This window comes from Mycobacterium sp. 050272, assembly GCF_039023525.1.
GTDB lineage: Bacteria > Actinomycetota > Actinomycetes > Mycobacteriales > Mycobacteriaceae > Mycobacterium.
The window spans coordinates 34,677-51,245 of sequence record NZ_JBCHKV010000011.1 but is presented as its reverse complement, the minus strand read 5'-3'; the positions used below and the strand labels follow the sequence as shown (position 1 = coordinate 51,245).

The window sequence follows — 16,569 nt, the reverse complement described above, 5'->3', positions numbered from 1 at the left end:
CCCGCGCCGTGCGGTCAGGACGTCACAGCCTGGTAGGACTCCAGGGCCGCCGCCGCGGCATCCCGTACACGCTGGGCGAGCGACTGCGGTTCAATCACCCGCACGTCCGGCCCGAAGCCCAGCACCAGGCGTGTCATCCAGTCCTCGGAGGCATACGTCATGACCGCCTCGCACGACCCGTCCGGCAGCTCGTGCACGTCACGCATCGGGTAGTACTCGAACATCCACGACGCGGCCGCAGAAACTCGCAGCTTGGCCGACGGTAGCGAGGGGTCCCCGTCGAAAAGCGACGTGTCCGGCGGCGCCTGCAGCGCCGGCTGGGGCGGGGCGGCCGGCTCCCCCAGCTCGGTCGCCTCGACGATCCGGTCGAAGCGGAACAGCCGCACGCCCTCGGCTTCGCGCGACCACGCCTCCAGATAGCTGTGTCCGCCGATCAGCAGCACCCGGATGGGGTCGACGATCCGGCTGGTCAGGGTGTCGTGTGAGGCCGAGTAGTAGTCGATGGCCAGCGCGTGTTTGTACTGCACGGCGGTGCGGACCACGGCCGCGGCCCGGCTCTCGATGGGTGCCGGCTCGTCGATCGCCGTGACCGTACCCGTCGCGTCCTGTCCGACGGCGCCGGCCGCGGCGGCGATCTTGGCGATCGCGCTGCGGGCCGCCTCCGGATCGACCACGCCCGGGATGTCGGCCAGCGCCCGCAGCGCGACCAGCAGACCGGTGGCCTCCGGCGAAGTGAGCTTGAGCGGGTGGTCGATGCCCGCCGAGAACGTGACCTCGATGGTGTCGCCGGAGAACTGGAAGTCGATGAGATCACCCGGGAAGTAGCCGGGAAGCCCACACATCCACAGCTGGTTGAGGTCCTCCTCCAGCTGCTTGGCCGACACCCCCAGCTCGGCGGCGGCCTCGGCGCGGGTGATCCGCGGATTGGCCTGGAAGTACGGCACCATGTTCAGCAGCCGAACCAGGCGGGTCGACACGGGAGTCACGCATCCACCTCCGCCTGGGCGCGCAACCGGGCCACCACGTCGTCGCGCAGTGTTTGCGGCTCGAGCACGACGGCGTCGGCCCCGTATCCGGCGATTTCGCGGGCCAGCTGGTCGCTCGAGCGGATCTCGAGCTCGATCACCTCGCCGTCGCGCCCGCCCAATGGCCGCGCGCCGGTGGATCGTCCGGCGCGGCGCAGCGCGGTGGCCCGCCCGTCGGCGACCCAGACCAGGGCCTGCGCGCCGGTCGGTGTCCCTGAAACGTCCGTGACGGTCTGGGCGACGATCTTGCGCAGATCGACGCCGTCGGGGACGGTGACGGCGCCGGCCGGGCCGATCGGCTCGACGTCGACGCCGATGCGGGACAGCCGGAAGGTGCGGGTGGCGTCGCGGTCACGGTCGTGACCGACGAGATACCAGCGGCCCTTCTCGGTGACCACCCCCCACGGCTCGACGGTGCGCATCGTGTAGGGCTCGGCACGCGACGGGCGATGCGGAAACCGTACGGCCTGCCGGGAATCGATGGCGGACAACAGGATTCCGAGCACGTCCTCGGAGCCACGCAGACCCGGCACACCTTCCGGGGAGGCGATGGCCACCGGCGCCTCGGGGTCGACGTCCACACCGGCGGCGCGCAGCTTGAGCAGTGCGCCCTGCGTCGCGGTGATCAGTTCGGGTGACTCCCACAGCTGGGTGGCGACGGCGACCGCGGCCGCCTCGTCGGCGGTCAGTTCGACCGGCGGCAGCGCGTAGGCGTCGCGATTGATGCGGTACCCCTCGCTGGGGTCCAGCGCCGACACCCGGCCGACTTCGAGCGGGATGCCCAGGTCGCGCAGTTCGTTCTTGTCGCGCTCGAACATCCGGGAAAACGCCTCGAGGCTCGGGCTGTCCGAATAGCCGGCGACGCTGGACCGGATCTTTTCCGCGGTGATGTATCCGCGAGTGGACAGCAGGGCGATGACGAGATTGACCAGCCGTTCGACTTTCGAGGTCGCCATTTGCTCCAGGTTAGATGGCCCGGACCCGCCGCGCGCACCGACTCGCGGTGGACCCCGAGGGCGTCACATGCTGGCGATGAGCCGCTTCACCCGCTCGTCGACGGCCCGGAACGGGTCCTTGCACAGCACCGTGCGCTGGGCCTGGTCGTTGAGCTTGAGGTGCACCCAGTCGACGGTGAAGTCGCGGCCGGCTGCCTGCGCGGCGCTGATGAATTCGCCGCGCAGCCGCGCCCGGGTGGTCTGGGGCGGGTTGTCGACCGCCTCGGCGATGTCCTCGTCGGTGGTGACGCGCGCCGCGAGGCCCTTGCGCTGCAGCAGATCGAACACACCGCGACCACGCTTGATGTCGTGGTACGCCAGGTCGAGCTGGGCAATCTTGGGGTCGGCCAGCTCCATGTTGTAGCGGTCCTGGTAGCGCTGGAACAGCTTGCGCTTGATCACCCAGTCGATCTCGGTGTCGACCTTGGCGAAGTCCTGACTCTCGACGGCGTCGAGCTGGCGTCCCCACAGGTCGACGACCTGCTCGATCTGCGCGTTGGGCTCCCGGGTCTGCAGGTGCTCGACGGCGCGGGTGTAGTACTCCCGCTGGATGTCCAGCGCGCTGGCCTGACGCCCGCCGGCCAGCCGCACCGGACGGCGGCCGGTGATGTCGTGGCTGACCTCGCGGATGGCGCGGATCGGATTGTCCAGCGAGAAGTCGCGGAAAGGCACACCGGCTTCGATCATCTCCAGCACCAGCGCGGCGGTGCCCACCTTGAGCATGGTGGTGGTCTCGCACATGTTGGAGTCACCGACGATGACGTGCAGCCGCCGGTACTTCTCGGCGTCGGCGTGCGGCTCGTCACGGGTGTTGATGATCGGGCGGCTGCGGGTGGTGGCCGACGAAACACCTTCCCAGATGTGCTCGGCGCGCTGCGACAGGCAGAACGTCGCGGCCTTGGGGGTCTGCAGCACCTTGCCGGCCCCGCAGATCAGCTGGCGGGTGACCAGGAAAGGCAGCAGCACGTCGGAGATCCGGGAGAACTCACCGGCCCGCACGATCAGGTAATTCTCGTGGCACCCGTAGGAGTTGCCCGCGGAGTCGGTGTTGTTTTTGAACAGGTAAATGTCGCCGCCGATGCCTTCGTCAGCAAGCCGCTGCTCGGCGTCTACGAGTAGGTCTTCCAGCACCCATTCCCCGGCCCGGTCGTGGGTGACCAGCTGCACCAGGCTGTCGCACTCGGCGGTGGCGTACTCGGGGTGGCTACCCACATCGAGATACAGCCGGGCACCGTTACGCAAGAACACGTTGGAGCTGCGACCCCATGACACCACCCGGCGGAAAAGGTAGCGGGCTACCTCGTCCGGGGACAGGCGGCGATGGCCGTGGAACGTGCAGGTGACACCGAACTCGGTCTCGATGCCCATGATTCGTCGCTGCACATTATCGAGGGTACTGGTTGTCTGAACGCGACGAGCAGCAGCCGCGCCCAGGGGCTAAGATTCGCCGGCTGAATCCGGGGAATCGCCCTCGGATTTCGCACCCTTCGACTCCTGCAGCAGGTTCTCCAGGGTGGACCCGCCGATGCGCCGGAACGCGCGCCGCGGCCGGTTCGCGTCCAGGATGGCGACTTCGAGGTTGGCCACGTCCAGACTGTGTTCGTCACTGCCGTTGGCGCTCCCGGCTCGCAGCGCGTCGACGGCAATCCCCAAAGCACCGCTCAGGTCGGCGTTTTCGGCATACGACTCCTTGAGCGCGGTCGTGATCGGCTCGGTGGTGCCGCCCATCACCACGAAGTGTGGCTCGTCGGCGATGGACCCGTCGTAGGTGATCCGGTACATCTCAGGCGCTTTGGTCTCGCCGTAGTGGGCGACCTCGGCGACGCACAACTCGACCTCATACGGCTTGGCCTGCTCGGTGAAGATGGTGCCTAGGGTCTGCGCGTAGACGTTGGCCAGCTGCCGGCCGGTGACGTCGCGGCGGTCGTAGGCGTAGCCGCGGGTGTCGGCGAACTGGATGCCGCCGCGCCGCAGGTTGTCGAACTCGTTGAACTTGCCGGCGGCGGCGAAACCCACCCGGTCGTAGAGCTCACTGATCTTCTGCAGGGACCGCGACGGGTTCTCCGCGACGAACAGCACACCGCCGGCGTAGGCCAGCGCCACCACGCTGCGGCCCCGGGCGATGCCCTTGCGCGCGAGCTCGCTGCGCTCGCGCATCGCCTGCTCAGGTGAGATGAAATACGGGAAGCTCACTTCTCACCGCCGTCCGGGCCGAAAGTGTCTGCGCGCGAGCGACTTTCGATGACCTCGCGGGCCAATTCGGCGATCCGGCTCTCGGGCACGTCGGCCGCTCCTTCGGCGCCGATGGTGACCGCCGTCGGGAAGATGCCGCGCACCAGATCCGGCCCGCCAGTGGCGGAATCGTCATCGGCGGCGTCGTACAGCGACTCCACGGCTACCCGCAGCGCGGAGTCGACGTCGGTGACTTGGGCATACAGCTTCTTGATCGATGACTTGGCGAAGATCGACCCCGACCCCACCGACTGGTAGCCCTCTTCCTCGATGTTCCAGCCGCCCGCGGCGTCGAACGAGACGATGCGCCCGGCGGTTTCCGGGTCGGCGGCGTGGATGTCGTAGCCCGCCAGCAGCGGCAGCGCGACCAGCCCCTGCATCGCGGCGGCCAGGTTCCCGCGCACCATGATCGCGAGCCGGTTGACCTTGCCGGCGAACGTCAGCGGGACGCCTTCCAGCTTCTCGTAGTGCTCCAGCTCCACCGCATACAGGCGGGCGAATTCGACGGCGATCGCGGCGGTGCCGGCGATGCCGGTCGCGGTGTAGTCGTCGGTGATGTAGACCTTCTTGACGTCGCGGCCCGCGATCATATTGCCCTGGGTGGAGCGCCGGTCACCGGCGATCAGGACACCGCCGGGGTATTTCAGGGCGACGATCGTGGTGCCGTGCGGCAGCCCGGCCTCACCACCGGATCGGCCGGAGCCACCCCCCAGGACGGCCGGGAGCAACTCCGGCGCCTGACGGCGCAACAGGTCCGCGAAGGACGACGTATTTACAGCAGAAAATCCGGGTAGAGCCGAGTTAGTGGACAAGCGATCAGGGAAAGGCCAGGTCACTGTCCGCCCTTTTGGACATACGCGCGGACGAAGTCCTCGGCGTTTTCCTCCAGGACGTCGTCAATCTCATCGAGCAGATCGTCGGTTTCCTCGGTCAGTTTCTCGCGACGCTCTTGGCCCGCAGCCGTGGTGCCAGCGACGTCATCTTCGTCGCCGCCGCCACCGCCACGTTTGGTTTGCTCCTGCGCCATCGCCGCCTCCTGCTATGTCTGGGCTTGCTCACTGGCCGCTTAAGCCGCCCGCTGGTATCTCTACCCTACCGGTCAAAGCCGACGTTCTTTGGTTAACAGACCTCAGCTCGTCAGTTGTTCCACCAGTTCGACGGCGCTGTCCACGGAGTCCAGCAGGGCTCCGACGTGCGCTTTGCTGCCCCGGAGCGGCTCCAGCGTCGGGATGCGCACCAGCGAATCGCCACCGAGATCGAAAATCACCGAGTCCCAACTGGCCGCGGCGATGTCGGCGCCGAATCGGCGCAGGCATTCGCCGCGGAAGTACGCACGGGTGTCGGTCGGCGGGTTGTCCACCGCCTCGAGCACCTGGTGTTCGCTGACCAGACGCTTCATCGAGCCGCGCGCGACCAGCCGGTTGTACAGGCCCTTGTCCAGCCGGACGTCGGAATATTGCAGGTCCACGAGGTGCAACCGCGGCGCCGACCAGCTCAGGTTCTCGCGCTGCCGGAACCCCTCGAGCAGTCGCAGCTTGGCCGGCCAGTCCAGCAGCTCCGCGCACTCCATCGGGTCGCGCTCGAGCAGGTCCAGCACATGCGCCCAGGTCTCGACCACGTGGGCGGCCCGCGGGTCGGGGTCGCGACCGTCGACCAGCTTGGCCACCCGATCGAGGTAGATCCGTTGCAGCGCAAGCGCGGTCAGCTCCCGGCCGTCGGCCATGGCCACCGCGACACGCAGCGACGGGTCGCGGCTGATCGCGTGCACCGCGTGCACCGGCCGGGCCAGCGCCAGATCGCTCAGATCGATGCCGTGCATCGGGCCCTCTTCGATCAGGTCCAGGGCCAGCGCCGTGGTGCCCAGCTTGAGGTAGGTCGACGTCTCGGCGAGGTTGGCGTCGCCGATGATCACGTGCAGTCGGCGGTAACGGTCGGCGTCGGCGTGCGGCTCGTCGCGGGTGTTGATGATGCCGCGCTTGAGCGTGGTCTCCAGCCCGACCTCAACCTCGATGTAGTCGGAGCGCTGCGACAGCTGGAAGCCGGGCTCGTCCCCCGAGGGGCCGATGCCGACCCGGCCGGAGCCGGTGACCACCTGCCGCGACACCAAAAACGGCGTCAGACCGGCGATGATGGCCGAGAACGGCGTCTGCCGGCTCATCAGGTAGTTCTCGTGCGACCCGTACGAGGCGCCCTTGCCGTCGACGTTGTTCTTGTACAGCTGCAGCTTGGCGGCCCCGGGCACGCTGGCGACGTGGCGCGCGGCAGCCTCCATCACGCGCTCACCGGCCTTGTCCCAGATCACCGCGTCCAGTGGGTCGGTGCACTCGGGCGCGGAGTACTCGGGGTGCGCGTGGTCGACGTAGAGCCGCGCGCCGTTGGTCAGGATCATGTTCGCCGCGCCGACCTCGTCGGCGTCGACCACCGGTGGCGGGCCGGCCGAGCGGCTCAGGTCGAAACCGCGGGCGTCGCGCAGCGGCGACTCCACCTCGTAGTCCCAGCGGGTGCGCTTGGCGCGCTGAATGCCGGCGGCGGCCGCGTAGGCCAGCACCGCCTGAGTCGAAGTAAGGATCGGGTTGGCGGTCGGGTCGGTCGGCGACGAAATGCCGTACTCGACCTCCGTCCCGATAATCCGTTGCATGCCTTAAGGGTAGGCGTGCCGACGAGAACGACCCGCACGCGGGTTGCTGCGCCACTAGGGTGTGCCGGTGTGGACGTAACTGCGCGCCGCACGCCGAACACCCAGAAGGCAGCCACAGCCGCCGCTGAAAAGTGGTTCCTGGAGCGCGGTTTACCGTCGGTGCTCACAACCCGGGGCCGATGGCGACGGCTCTGGCCGCGGTCGTCACCGATGCTGACCGCATGGGCGACCATCGAGGCCTGCCTGCTGGGCTGCTTCTTCGCCAGCGACGGCAACGAGGTCTTCATCGACGGGACACCCACGACGCGGCAATGGGTGATCCTGGCCTTGCTCGCGGCCGCCCTGCCGCTGGCCGCCCTGTTCGGCTGGCTGGTGTCGCGCATATCGAGCGGGCGCACCCGCGCGGCGGTCGCATCGCTGGCACTGGCTTTCGTGATCGTCTGTGGAGTCGTCGAAAGCGGCCCTGTCCGGCTGACGCGCGACGCGGTGATTCTGGCGCTGGTGTTGGTGCTGACCGGTTCCGGTGTCGGATCGGTGCTCGCGTGGGCAATGCGGATGACGTTCGAACATCTCGCGACGGTCGGGACGCTGGCGGTCCGGGCGCTGCCGATCGTGCTACTGACCGCGTTGGTGTTCTTCAACACCTACGTCTGGCTGATGGCCGCCACCATCAACGGCGAACGGCTCTCGCTGGCCATCGCCTTTCTGCTCGGCATCGCGGCAGCATTCGTCGTCTCCAAAACCGTCGAGCGGGTCAGGCCGCTGCTCAGGTCGACGGCGTCACTACCCGAGGGCAGCGAGGGCCTCGCCGGAACCCCCTTCGCCACGATGGCCGACCCGTCGCCCGGCTCGGCGCTGAAGAAAGCCGAACGCCTGAATGTGGTGTTCCTGCTGGCGACCTCGCAGCTGGTCGAGATCCTGGTGGTCGCGCTCGTCGGCGCCACGATGTATCTCATTCTCGGCCTGATCATCCTGACGCCGTCGCTGCTCAACGAATGGACGCACACCTCGGTGAGCACCGCGACGGTGTTGGGATGGACGCTGCCCGTACCGGACTCGCTGATCCACATGTGCCTGTTCCTCGGCGCGCTGACGTTCATGTACATCGCGGCCCGCGCGGTCGACGATGCCGAGTACCGGGCGATGTTCCTCGACCCACTGGTCGAGGACCTGCACACCGCTCTGGCCGCGCGCAACCGCTACCTGGGCAACGTCGCATCCGACACAACGAGAGAAAGCGAGTAAGCAAATGACCGACCTGTCCGGGAAGCGTTATGGCGAAGTACTTCTCGTCGAGGTGGGCGAATCCGGCCCACAAGCCACCGTCTACAACAGCTTTCCGCTCAACGACTGTCCGGCCGAGTTGTGGTCCAAGCTCGACGCGGCGGCGATCGCGGCCGAACACGGCGCCGCCGCGGCCTTGCTCAACGGCCCGCGCTACTGGCTGATGAACGCGATCGATAAGCAAGCCGACGGTCCGCAAGAGCGGAAGACATTCGGCGGCATCGAGATGATCAAACAGGCCACCGTGGCGCTGTCGTCGATGAACCCCGCGCCCTACACCGTCAACGAAGTGACCCGCGATACGGTCTTCGTCTTCAACGCCGGCGAAGAGATTTACGAACTGATCGATCCCGACGGCAAGCGCTGGGTCATGCAGACCTGGAGCCAGGTCGTCGACCCCAACCTGTCGCGGACCGACCTGGCCGGGCTGGCGCAGCGGCTGACCCTGCCCGACGGGTGGAGCTATCAGCCGCGGGTGCTCACCGAGACGCTGCGAGTCGACACGACAGATCGTCCCGCGCGCGTGACGCAGGACGACCTGACGAACACCTACTCGTTCGAATTCGACTGAGCCGCTTAGGGATTGGATCCCTAGAGGTACTGGCCGAGGTTCGATTCGGTGTCGATGGCGCGCGACGCGCTCGACGACTTGCCGGTGACCAGGGTGCGGATGTACACGATCCGCTCGCCCTTCTTGCCCGAGATCCGCGCCCAGTCATCGGGGTTGGTGGTGTTGGGCAGGTCCTCGTTCTCGGCGAACTCGTCGACGATGGAGTCGAGCAGGTGCTGGATCCGTAGACCGGGCTGACCCGTCTCCAGCACCGACTTGATCGCGTTCTTCTTCGCCCGGTCGACGACGTTCTGAATCATGGCCCCGGAGTTGAAGTCCTTGAAGTACATGACTTCCTTGTCACCGTTGGCGTAGGTGACCTCCAGGAACCGGTTGTCGTCGATCTCGGCGTACATCCGCTCGACGACCTTCTCGATCATCGCGGCGATGCACGCTCCGCGGTCGCCGTCGAACTCGGCGAGATCGTCGGCGTGCACCGGCAGCGTCTCGACCAGATACTTCGAGAAGATGTCTTGTGCCGCTTCGGCATCGGGCCGCTCGATCTTGATCTTCACATCGAGACGTCCGGGCCGCAGGATCGCGGGGTCGATCATGTCCTCGCGGTTGGACGCGCCGATCACGATGACGTTCTCCAGACCCTCGACACCGTCGATCTCGCTCAGCAACTGCGGCACCACCGTGGTCTCGACGTCCGACGACACACCGGTACCGCGGGTCCGGAAGATCGAGTCCATCTCGTCGAAGAACACGATCACCGGCGTACCCTCGGACGCCTTCTCGCGGGCCCGCTGGAAGATCAGCCGGATGTGTCGCTCCGTCTCACCGACGAACTTGTTCAGCAGCTCGGGACCCTTGATGTTGAGGAAGTACGACTTCGCCTCGCGGGCGTCGTCGCCGCGCACCTCGGCCATCTTCTTGGCCAGCGAGTTGGCGACCGCCTTGGCGATCAGCGTCTTACCGCAACCGGGCGGACCGTAGAGCAACACACCCTTGGGCGGACGCAGTGCGTACTCCCGGTAGAGCTCCTTGTGCAGGAACGGCAGCTCCACCGCGTCGCGGATCTGCTCGATCTGCCGGGTCAGACCGCCGATGTCCTGGTAGCTGACGTCGGGCACCTCTTCGAGCACCAGGTCCTCGACCTCGGCCTTGGGAATGCGCTCGAACGCGTAGCCGGCTTTGGTGTCGACCAGCAGAGAATCGCCAGGCCGCAACTTGCGCGGCCTGGTGTCATCGTTGAGTGCGTCGGGCACCCCGTCGGGCAAGTCCTCGGCCACCAGCGGCTCGGCCAGCCAGACGATCCGTTCCTCGTCGGCGTGGCCCACGACCAATGCGCGGTGTCCGTCGTTGAGTACCTCGCGCAAAGTCGAGATCTCGCCCACGGATTCGTACGTCCCGGCCTCGACGACGGTCAGTGCCTCGTTGAGCCGAACCGTCTGTCCCTTGCGCAGCGCCGGCACGTCGATGTTGGGCGAGCAGGTCAGTCGCATCTTGCGACCCGAGGTGAACACGTCGACGGTTTCGTCCTCATGCGACGCAAGCAAAACGCCGTAGCCACTCGGCGGCTGCCCCAGCCGGTCGACTTCTTCCCGCAGCGCCAGCAGTTGTTGCCGGGCCTCTTTAAGAGTTTCCATTAATTTGGAATTGCGGGCCGCAAGCGAGTCGATCCGCGCTTCGAGTTGATGCACATCGCGCGCGGAGCGCGTGCCGGCCGGCGATTCGGCGGCTTGCTCAAGTTGCTCGCGCAGCACCGCGGCTTCGCGGCGCAGCTGTTCCAGCTCGGCAGCATCGCTGCTGGACATGCCGGTTTCATGATTGATCCCGAATGCTTCAGAACGCTCTGACTCACCCATGTTGCGCTCCTTTCCCGCCCCGAATTGATGCGGTGGATCCTTACAACGCTACCGGCGATTGGCCGTTCATGCGTGAACTCAAAAGCCATCAAAAGTCGCGTCTTTACTCCCGCTGGTAACCTCGGCGTCGATTTGGGACCACCGAAAGGACACCCCGTGACCGCAAAACCCCTCACCACAGGCCCTGCCGTGGTCGCGGTCATCAACGCAATGTTTCCAACTGTGACTTCCATTGCACCAGTTGGCCAGATCGCGGCAACCACCGCCCTCCACGAATCAGACGGCGCCGAATAGCCCGGCCGGTCAACGGATGCACCGACACCTGTCCGTAGCGCTGAGCACCGCCACCGTCGTGGCGGCGTTCGGGGTCGCGGCATGCTCGCACAGCGAGCCCAAGGTGCTGCCGTCGACGAGTTTGGCGGTGCCGGTGCCGACGTCGAGTCCGCTGATCGCCGCGGCTCCACCGACCGCGCCGCTGCCGGTGCCCGAAGCTCTGGTCGAGGTGCTGAACCGGCTGGTCGATCCGAACGTCCCCGGGATGAACAAGGTGAACCTCGTCGAAGGCGCGACGCCGGAAAGCGCGGCCACGCTGGACAAGTTCGTCAACGCGCTGCGCGACAACGGCTACCTGCCGATGACGTTCGTGGCGAACAACATCGCGTGGTCGGACAAGAATCCGGCCAACGTGGTGGCCACGGTCAGCGTCAACACCGCCAAGGGGCCCAACGGCGCGTTCACCTTCCCGATGGAGTTCGCTCCGCTGGCGGGCGGCTGGCAGCTTTCCCGCAAGACGGCGGAAATGCTGTTGGCGTTGGGCAACTCGCCGGCCCCGCCACCCCCGCCGCCCAGCCCGACCATTCCGCTGCCCCCGCCGCCGGAACCGGTCCAGCCGCCTTCTCCTTCGCCAGCTCCGCCGTCCGCCGCCCCGGCCGCGCCGCCTGCGCCCGCTTCACCAACGACGCCCGCGCCGCCTCCCGAGCCCGCGCAACCCGCGCCTGGCTGATGTGGATCGCCTGGCTGGAATTCGACGTGCTGCTGGGTGACGTTCGATCGCTCAAGGAGAAGCGCTCGCTGATCCGTCCTGTTGTCGCCGAGTTGCGCCGCAAGTTCAGCGTGTCGGCCGCCGAGACTGGTTCGCAGGAACTGTATCGGCGCGCCGGCATCGGGGTGGCCCTGGTGTCCGGCGACCGGGCGCATGCCGTCGACGTCCTGGAAGCGGCCGAACGTCTGGTCGCCGCGCATCCCGAGTTCGAGCTGCTATCGGTGCGACGCTCGCTGGTGCGCAGCGAGGACGATGACTAGCCGGGACTAGCCGTCCCGGCCCGCTCGCTTGCGGCCCAAGGGCATCGGGGCCACCGTGCCCGGCGCGAGCCGTCGCGACGCCACCAGGAACGCGGTGTGGCCGCGCATGGTGTGCTGTGGCCGGACCGCCAGGCCGACGACATGCCAACCGCGCTGCATCGTCTCCCAGGCACGCGGTTCGGTCCAACACTGCTGGGCCCGCAGCGCCTCCACCACCTTCGACAGCTGGGTGACCGTGGCCACGTAGATCAGCAGCACCCCGCCGGCGACGACGAGCCGCGACACCGCGTCGAGCACCTCCCACGGCGACAGCATGTCCAGCACGGCCCGGTCGAAGGAGCCGTCGGGCAGCCCGGAGTCGACGACGTCGCCGATGATCAGCTCCCAGTTGGCCGGTGCTGCGCCGAAGAAGACGTCCACGTTGCGCCGCGCATGTTCGGCGTGATCCGCGCGCACTTCGTAGGACACCACCCGCCCCTCGGGACCCACCGCACGCAACAGCGAACAGGTCAGCGCGCCTGAGCCGGCTCCGGCCTCCAGCACCCGGGCTCCCGGAAAGATGTCGCCCTCGTGCACGATCTGCGCGGCGTCCTTGGGATAGATGACCTGCGGCCCGCGCGGCATCGACATGATGTAGTCGACCAGTAACGGGCGCAGCACCAGGTAGGGGTTGCCGTTGCTGGATTTGACCACGCTGCCCTGCTGCAGCCCGATGATCGTGTCGTGCGGGATCGCACCGCGGTGCGTGTGGAACTGCGCACCCTCGGTCAGCTCCACCGTGTAGTGACGGCCCTTGGCGTCGGTGAGCTGAACACGCTCGCCGACGACGAATGGACCGGTGTTGGACACGCCGTTCAGCGTGCCAGCCGACTCGCCGTTGGCGATGCTCGGGGTTGTCGGCACGGCGTCCTAGGCTGCGAATATGACCGACCAGCCAGTAGAGCAGGCGCGGGCGGCTTCCAGATCGGCTTCGCGGCCGGCACTGTCGCCGTCGCGAGCGGCCGACTTCAAGCAGTGCCCGTTGTTGTACCGGTTCCGGGCGATCGACCGACTGCCCGAGCCGCCGTCGACGGCGCAGATCCGCGGGTCGGTCGTGCACGCCGCGCTCGAGCAGCTCTACGGTCTACCCGCGGCGTCGCGCGATCCCCAGACCGCGATCTCGCTACTGGAGCCCGCATGGGAGCAGGTGATCGCCGCCGAACCGGGCCGGTTCGGCGAGCTGGACGCCGCGCAGCGCGCCCAGGTACTCGAGGATGCTCGCGCGCTGCTGTCCGGCTACTACCGGCTGGAAGACCCGACCCGATTCGACCCGCAGTGCTGCGAGCAGCGGGTGGAGGTGGAACTCGCCGATGGCACGCTGCTGCGTGGCTTCATCGACCGGATCGACGTCGCGGCGACCGGCGAGCTGCGGGTGGTCGACTACAAGACCGGCAAGGCACCGCCGGAGGCGCGGGCACTGGCCGAGTTCAAGGCGATGTTTCAGATGAAGTTCTATGCGGTGGCGCTGCTGCGCACCCGCGGGGTGCCGCCGACCCGGCTGCGCCTGATCTACCTCGCCGACGGCCAGGTGCTGGACTACTCGCCCGAGCGCGACGAGCTGGAGCGCTTCGAGAAGACCTTGATGGCGATCTGGCGTGCCATCCAATCTGCCGGTGCGACAGGCGATTTCCGCCCCAGCAAGTCGCGATTGTGCGACTGGTGTCCGCACCAGGAGTTCTGCCCGGTTTTCGGCGGCACCCCGCCGCCCTACCCCGGCTGGCCGGACGACGTTCGGGCGCAAGCCATTTCGTGTTCGAGCGAACCGGCGGCCTAGTCGCCACCGGCTAGTCGAGCGGTGTCATCTCCTGCAGCATGGTGGGAATGAGCTCGCTGACGGTGGGATGGATGTGCATCGTGCGCGACAACGTGGTGTAGGGCACCTTGGCCGACATGACATCCAGAATGGCGTGGATCGCCTCGTCACCGCCGACCCCGAGGATGGCCGCGCCGAGGATCTGGTCGGTTTCCACGTCGACAACTACCTGCATAAAGCCCTGCGTCTCACCCTTTTCCACGGCCCGGCCAACTTTGGTCATCGGCCGCTTGCCGATCAGCGCCTTGCGGCCCGACGCGCGGACCTCGCCGACGGTCATCCCGGCGCGGCCCAGCGGTGGATCGATGTAGAGCGCATAAGTGGTGATGCGGTCACTGACCCGGCGTGGATCGTCATCGAGCAGGTTGGCGGCCACGATCTCGTAGTCGTTGTAGGAGGTGTGGGTGAATGCACCCTTGCCGTTGCAGTCGCCCATCGCCCAGATGTGATCGACGTTGGTCTTGAGCGCGTCGTCGACGACGATGTAGCCGCGCGCGTCGGTCTGCACACCGGCGGCCTCCAGTCCCAGATCGTCGGTGTTGGGCCGGCGCCCGACCGCCATCAGCAGGTGGCTTCCCGCGATGGGCTCGGCCCCGGCGCGTGGCGTGAGTTCGAATCCGTTGTCTGTCTTGGTGATCCGCACATCGTCGGCACCCAGGACGATCGCGACGCCTTCGGCTTCCAGGATTTCCTTGATGGTGGCCGAGACGTCCTCGTCTTCGCGGGGGGCCAACCGCGGTCCCCGCTCCACCACGGTGACCGCCGCGCCGAAGCGCCGGTACATCTGGGCGAACTCCAGAGCGATGTAGCTGCCGCCGACAATGACGAGATGGGTTGGCAGCGTGTCGAGTTCGAGGATGGACACGTTGGTGAGGTAGTCGACATCGGCCAGGCCCGGGATGTCGGGCACCACGGCGCGGCCACCGACGTTGAGGAAGATCCGGTCGGCGCGCAGCTCCCGGTCATCGACGCGCAGCGTGTGCGGGTCGGTGAAACGGGCATGGCCGCGAACAACGGTGCAACCGTCCATGCCCTCGAGCCAGTCCTGCACACCCTTGCGGTCGGCGAGCACGATGCCCTCTTTGCGGTCCTTGACTTTCCCCATGTCCACGCTGATCCAACCGGTCGCCACACCGTATTCGCCGCCGCGGCGGGCGAGTTGGGCGGCGTGCGCGCTGGCGACCAGCGTCTTGGTCGGGATGCATCCGTTGTTGACGCAGGTGCCGCCGATCAGTTTGCGCTCGACGACCGCGACGCGCTGCCCCGCAGCGGTCAGCCGACCCGCAAGCGGGGGTCCCGCTTGGCCGGCCCCGACGATGATCGCGTCGAAATGCTCGCTCACTTAACGCCCGAGACCAGGTATTCGGCCAGCACGTGACCCGTCAGTGCCGCGACGGCGAACCCGCCCAGGATCGCGACCGCATCCTCGAGCAGCGCGATCGGCAGGTCCCGCCCACCGCTGACCGCCACCAGCCGCTTGCGTGCCTGATAGCCGCCGAGGGTGCCCAGCACCGCGCCGATGATGCCGGCCCCGAGGGCGGTAAACGTCCAGTGCGGCCACGCGCCCAGCGCCGCGCCAGCGAGCCCGCCCATTAGGAGCCGGGCCGCGAAGACCGGTGGCGCGGTCCGCGGCGGCGTCTTGGGCAGCTTGTCGTTCACCAATTCGCCCACGGCCAGAACGCTGAAGACGACGACGGTGATGATGTTGCCCAGCCACGATGCCCAGGTGCCGTGCAAGTCGATCCAGCCGAGGTACGCGGCCCACGCGACCACCGCAGGAGCCGTCAGGGAACGCAACCCGGCGACAACGCCAATCAGCAAAGCCAGCAACAGAACAAGGACATGCGTCACGGCAACCCTCCTGGGGGATGAACAGCGCGTCAACCATAAGAGCGGGCGGCGGCCGCTCGGGCCCCCAACCCCTAGCCGGACGCTAACACAGCCTGGGCCGAGCTGGTGAGATCAGAATCGGCAGAACCTGATATCGGACGCCAGGATCGCTTTGGCGCCGATGGCCGCGAGCTCGTCCATGATCTCGTTGACGCCCCGACGCGGCACCAGCGCGCGGATCGCAACCCAGTCCGGGTCGGCGAGCGGGGCGATGGTCGGCGACTCCAGGCCCGGGGTAATCGACGTCGCCTGATCCAGCACCGAGCGCGGGCAGTCGTAGTCGAGCATCAAATACTGCTGCCCGAACACCACACCCTGAATCCGGGCGACCAGCTGATCGCGTGCCGCCTGCTGTGCGCCGTCGCGGTCCCCGGCGCCGCGCTCGATCAGCACCGCCTCCGAATCACACAGCGGCTCACCGAAGGCCACCAAATCGTGCAGGCTCAGGGTGCGGCCGGATCCGACCACGTCGGCGATCGCGTCGGCCACGCCGAGCTGCACCGAAATCTCCACAGCGCCGTCAAGTCTGATGACCGTCGCTTCAATTCCTCTGTCCGCCAGATCTTTTCGTACCAGATTCGGGTAGGCGGTGGCGATTCGCTTGCCGGCCAGGTCGGCCGTCGTCCAGTCGAACCCGGCCGGCCCCGCGTAGCGGAAGCTGGACGACCCGAAACCCAATGCCAGGCATTCGGTTACCGGGGCGTCCGAGTCGAGCACCAGGTCGCGTCCGGTGATGCCGAAGTCAAGCTGTCCCGAACCGACGTAGATGGCAATGTCTTTGGGCCGCAGGAAGAAGAACTCGACATGGTTGGCGCGGTCGATGACGGTGAGGTCTTTGGAATCGGTGCGCCGCCGGTAGCCGGCCTCCGAGAGGATCTCACTGGCCGGCTCGCTGAGCGTGCCCTTGTTCGGTACGGCGACTCGCAGCAT

The 16,569-nt window shown here is 67.4% G+C and carries 17 protein-coding genes; 5 read left to right on the top strand and 12 right to left on the bottom strand.

Going from position 1 to position 16,569, the window contains the following annotated elements:
• Positions 1-14: 14 nt before the first annotated feature.
• The 7 genes from AAHS21_RS20410 to dop all read right to left on the bottom strand — a co-directional run bounded on the left by AAHS21_RS20410 (position 15) and on the right by dop (position 6,890).
• Positions 15-986, bottom strand: a complete 972-nt coding sequence (locus tag AAHS21_RS20410) for a YafY family protein (protein ID WP_342929386.1) — start codon at positions 984-986, stop codon at positions 15-17.
• Positions 983-1,981, bottom strand: a complete 999-nt coding sequence (locus tag AAHS21_RS20405; RefSeq protein WP_342929385.1) for a YafY family protein — start codon at positions 1,979-1,981, stop codon at positions 983-985. The genes AAHS21_RS20410 and AAHS21_RS20405 overlap by 4 nt, the downstream gene beginning before the upstream one ends.
• Positions 1,982-2,044: 63 nt before the next feature.
• On the bottom strand, positions 2,045-3,403 hold the full coding sequence (gene pafA / locus AAHS21_RS20400) for a Pup--protein ligase (protein ID WP_096288412.1): 1,359 nt from the start codon (positions 3,401-3,403) through the stop codon (positions 2,045-2,047).
• A gap of 54 nt (positions 3,404-3,457) precedes the next feature.
• On the bottom strand, positions 3,458-4,213 hold the full coding sequence (gene prcA, locus AAHS21_RS20395; protein WP_342929384.1) for a proteasome subunit alpha: 756 nt from the start codon (positions 4,211-4,213) through the stop codon (positions 3,458-3,460).
• Positions 4,210-5,088 (bottom strand): proteasome subunit beta, encoded by an 879-nt coding sequence (gene prcB / locus AAHS21_RS20390; protein ID WP_342929383.1) that lies wholly within the window; start codon positions 5,086-5,088, stop codon positions 4,210-4,212. Before prcB ends, prcA begins: the two co-directional genes overlap by 4 nt.
• Positions 5,085-5,279 (bottom strand): ubiquitin-like protein Pup, encoded by a 195-nt coding sequence (locus AAHS21_RS20385; protein ID WP_330979897.1) that lies wholly within the window; start codon positions 5,277-5,279, stop codon positions 5,085-5,087. Before AAHS21_RS20385 ends, prcB begins: the two co-directional genes overlap by 4 nt.
• A gap of 102 nt (positions 5,280-5,381) precedes the next feature.
• A complete protein-coding gene (gene dop, locus AAHS21_RS20380; protein ID WP_342929382.1) occupies positions 5,382-6,890 on the bottom strand; it encodes a pup deamidase/depupylase in 1,509 nt (502 codons plus the stop codon).
• A gap of 69 nt (positions 6,891-6,959) precedes the next feature.
• On the opposite strand from dop, the gene AAHS21_RS20375 reads away from it, so the two are divergent.
• Both AAHS21_RS20375 and AAHS21_RS20370 read left to right on the top strand, forming a co-directional pair.
• Positions 6,960-8,135, top strand: a complete 1,176-nt coding sequence (locus tag AAHS21_RS20375) for a hypothetical protein (protein ID WP_342929381.1) — start codon at positions 6,960-6,962, stop codon at positions 8,133-8,135.
• A 4-nt stretch (positions 8,136-8,139) separates the two neighbouring features.
• A complete protein-coding gene (locus AAHS21_RS20370; RefSeq protein WP_342929380.1) occupies positions 8,140-8,745 on the top strand; it encodes a hypothetical protein in 606 nt (201 codons plus the stop codon).
• A gap of 20 nt (positions 8,746-8,765) precedes the next feature.
• Here AAHS21_RS20370 and arc read toward each other — a convergent pair whose 3' ends face one another.
• On the bottom strand, positions 8,766-10,595 hold the full coding sequence (gene arc / locus AAHS21_RS20365; protein WP_342929379.1) for a proteasome ATPase: 1,830 nt from the start codon (positions 10,593-10,595) through the stop codon (positions 8,766-8,768).
• Between the two features lie 310 nt (positions 10,596-10,905).
• Between arc and AAHS21_RS20360 the strand changes: the two genes are divergently transcribed.
• Both AAHS21_RS20360 and AAHS21_RS20355 read left to right on the top strand, forming a co-directional pair.
• Positions 10,906-11,598, top strand: coding sequence for a hypothetical protein (locus tag AAHS21_RS20360; RefSeq protein WP_342929378.1), 693 nt, complete (start codon positions 10,906-10,908; stop codon positions 11,596-11,598).
• The gene (locus tag AAHS21_RS20355) at positions 11,598-11,897 is read left to right on the top strand and encodes a DUF503 family protein (protein ID WP_342929377.1); all 300 of its coding nucleotides are present in this window, start codon (positions 11,598-11,600) and stop codon (positions 11,895-11,897) included. Before AAHS21_RS20360 ends, AAHS21_RS20355 begins: the two co-directional genes overlap by 1 nt.
• Positions 11,898-11,903: 6 nt before the next feature.
• Here the strand turns inward: AAHS21_RS20355 and trmI are convergent, their stop codons facing one another.
• Positions 11,904-12,746 (bottom strand): tRNA (adenine(58)-N(1))-methyltransferase TrmI, encoded by an 843-nt coding sequence (gene trmI, locus AAHS21_RS20350; protein ID WP_342929504.1) that lies wholly within the window; start codon positions 12,744-12,746, stop codon positions 11,904-11,906.
• A 73-nt stretch (positions 12,747-12,819) separates the two neighbouring features.
• On the opposite strand from trmI, the gene AAHS21_RS20345 reads away from it, so the two are divergent.
• Positions 12,820-13,710, top strand: coding sequence for a RecB family exonuclease (locus AAHS21_RS20345; protein WP_342929376.1), 891 nt, complete (start codon positions 12,820-12,822; stop codon positions 13,708-13,710).
• Between the two features lie 10 nt (positions 13,711-13,720).
• On the opposite strand, the gene AAHS21_RS20340 is transcribed toward AAHS21_RS20345, so the two are convergent.
• The 3 genes from AAHS21_RS20340 to hisG all read right to left on the bottom strand — a co-directional run bounded on the left by AAHS21_RS20340 (position 13,721) and on the right by hisG (position 16,569).
• Positions 13,721-15,091, bottom strand: a complete 1,371-nt coding sequence (locus AAHS21_RS20340) for an FAD-containing oxidoreductase (RefSeq protein WP_342929375.1) — start codon at positions 15,089-15,091, stop codon at positions 13,721-13,723.
• Positions 15,088-15,600: a DUF4126 domain-containing protein gene (locus tag AAHS21_RS20335; RefSeq protein ID WP_342929374.1), complete on the bottom strand. Its 513-nt coding sequence runs from the start codon at positions 15,598-15,600 to the stop codon at positions 15,088-15,090. Before AAHS21_RS20335 ends, AAHS21_RS20340 begins: the two co-directional genes overlap by 4 nt.
• 111 nt (positions 15,601-15,711) lie before the next feature.
• Positions 15,712-16,569, bottom strand: a complete 858-nt coding sequence (gene hisG, locus AAHS21_RS20330) for an ATP phosphoribosyltransferase (protein WP_342929373.1) — start codon at positions 16,567-16,569, stop codon at positions 15,712-15,714.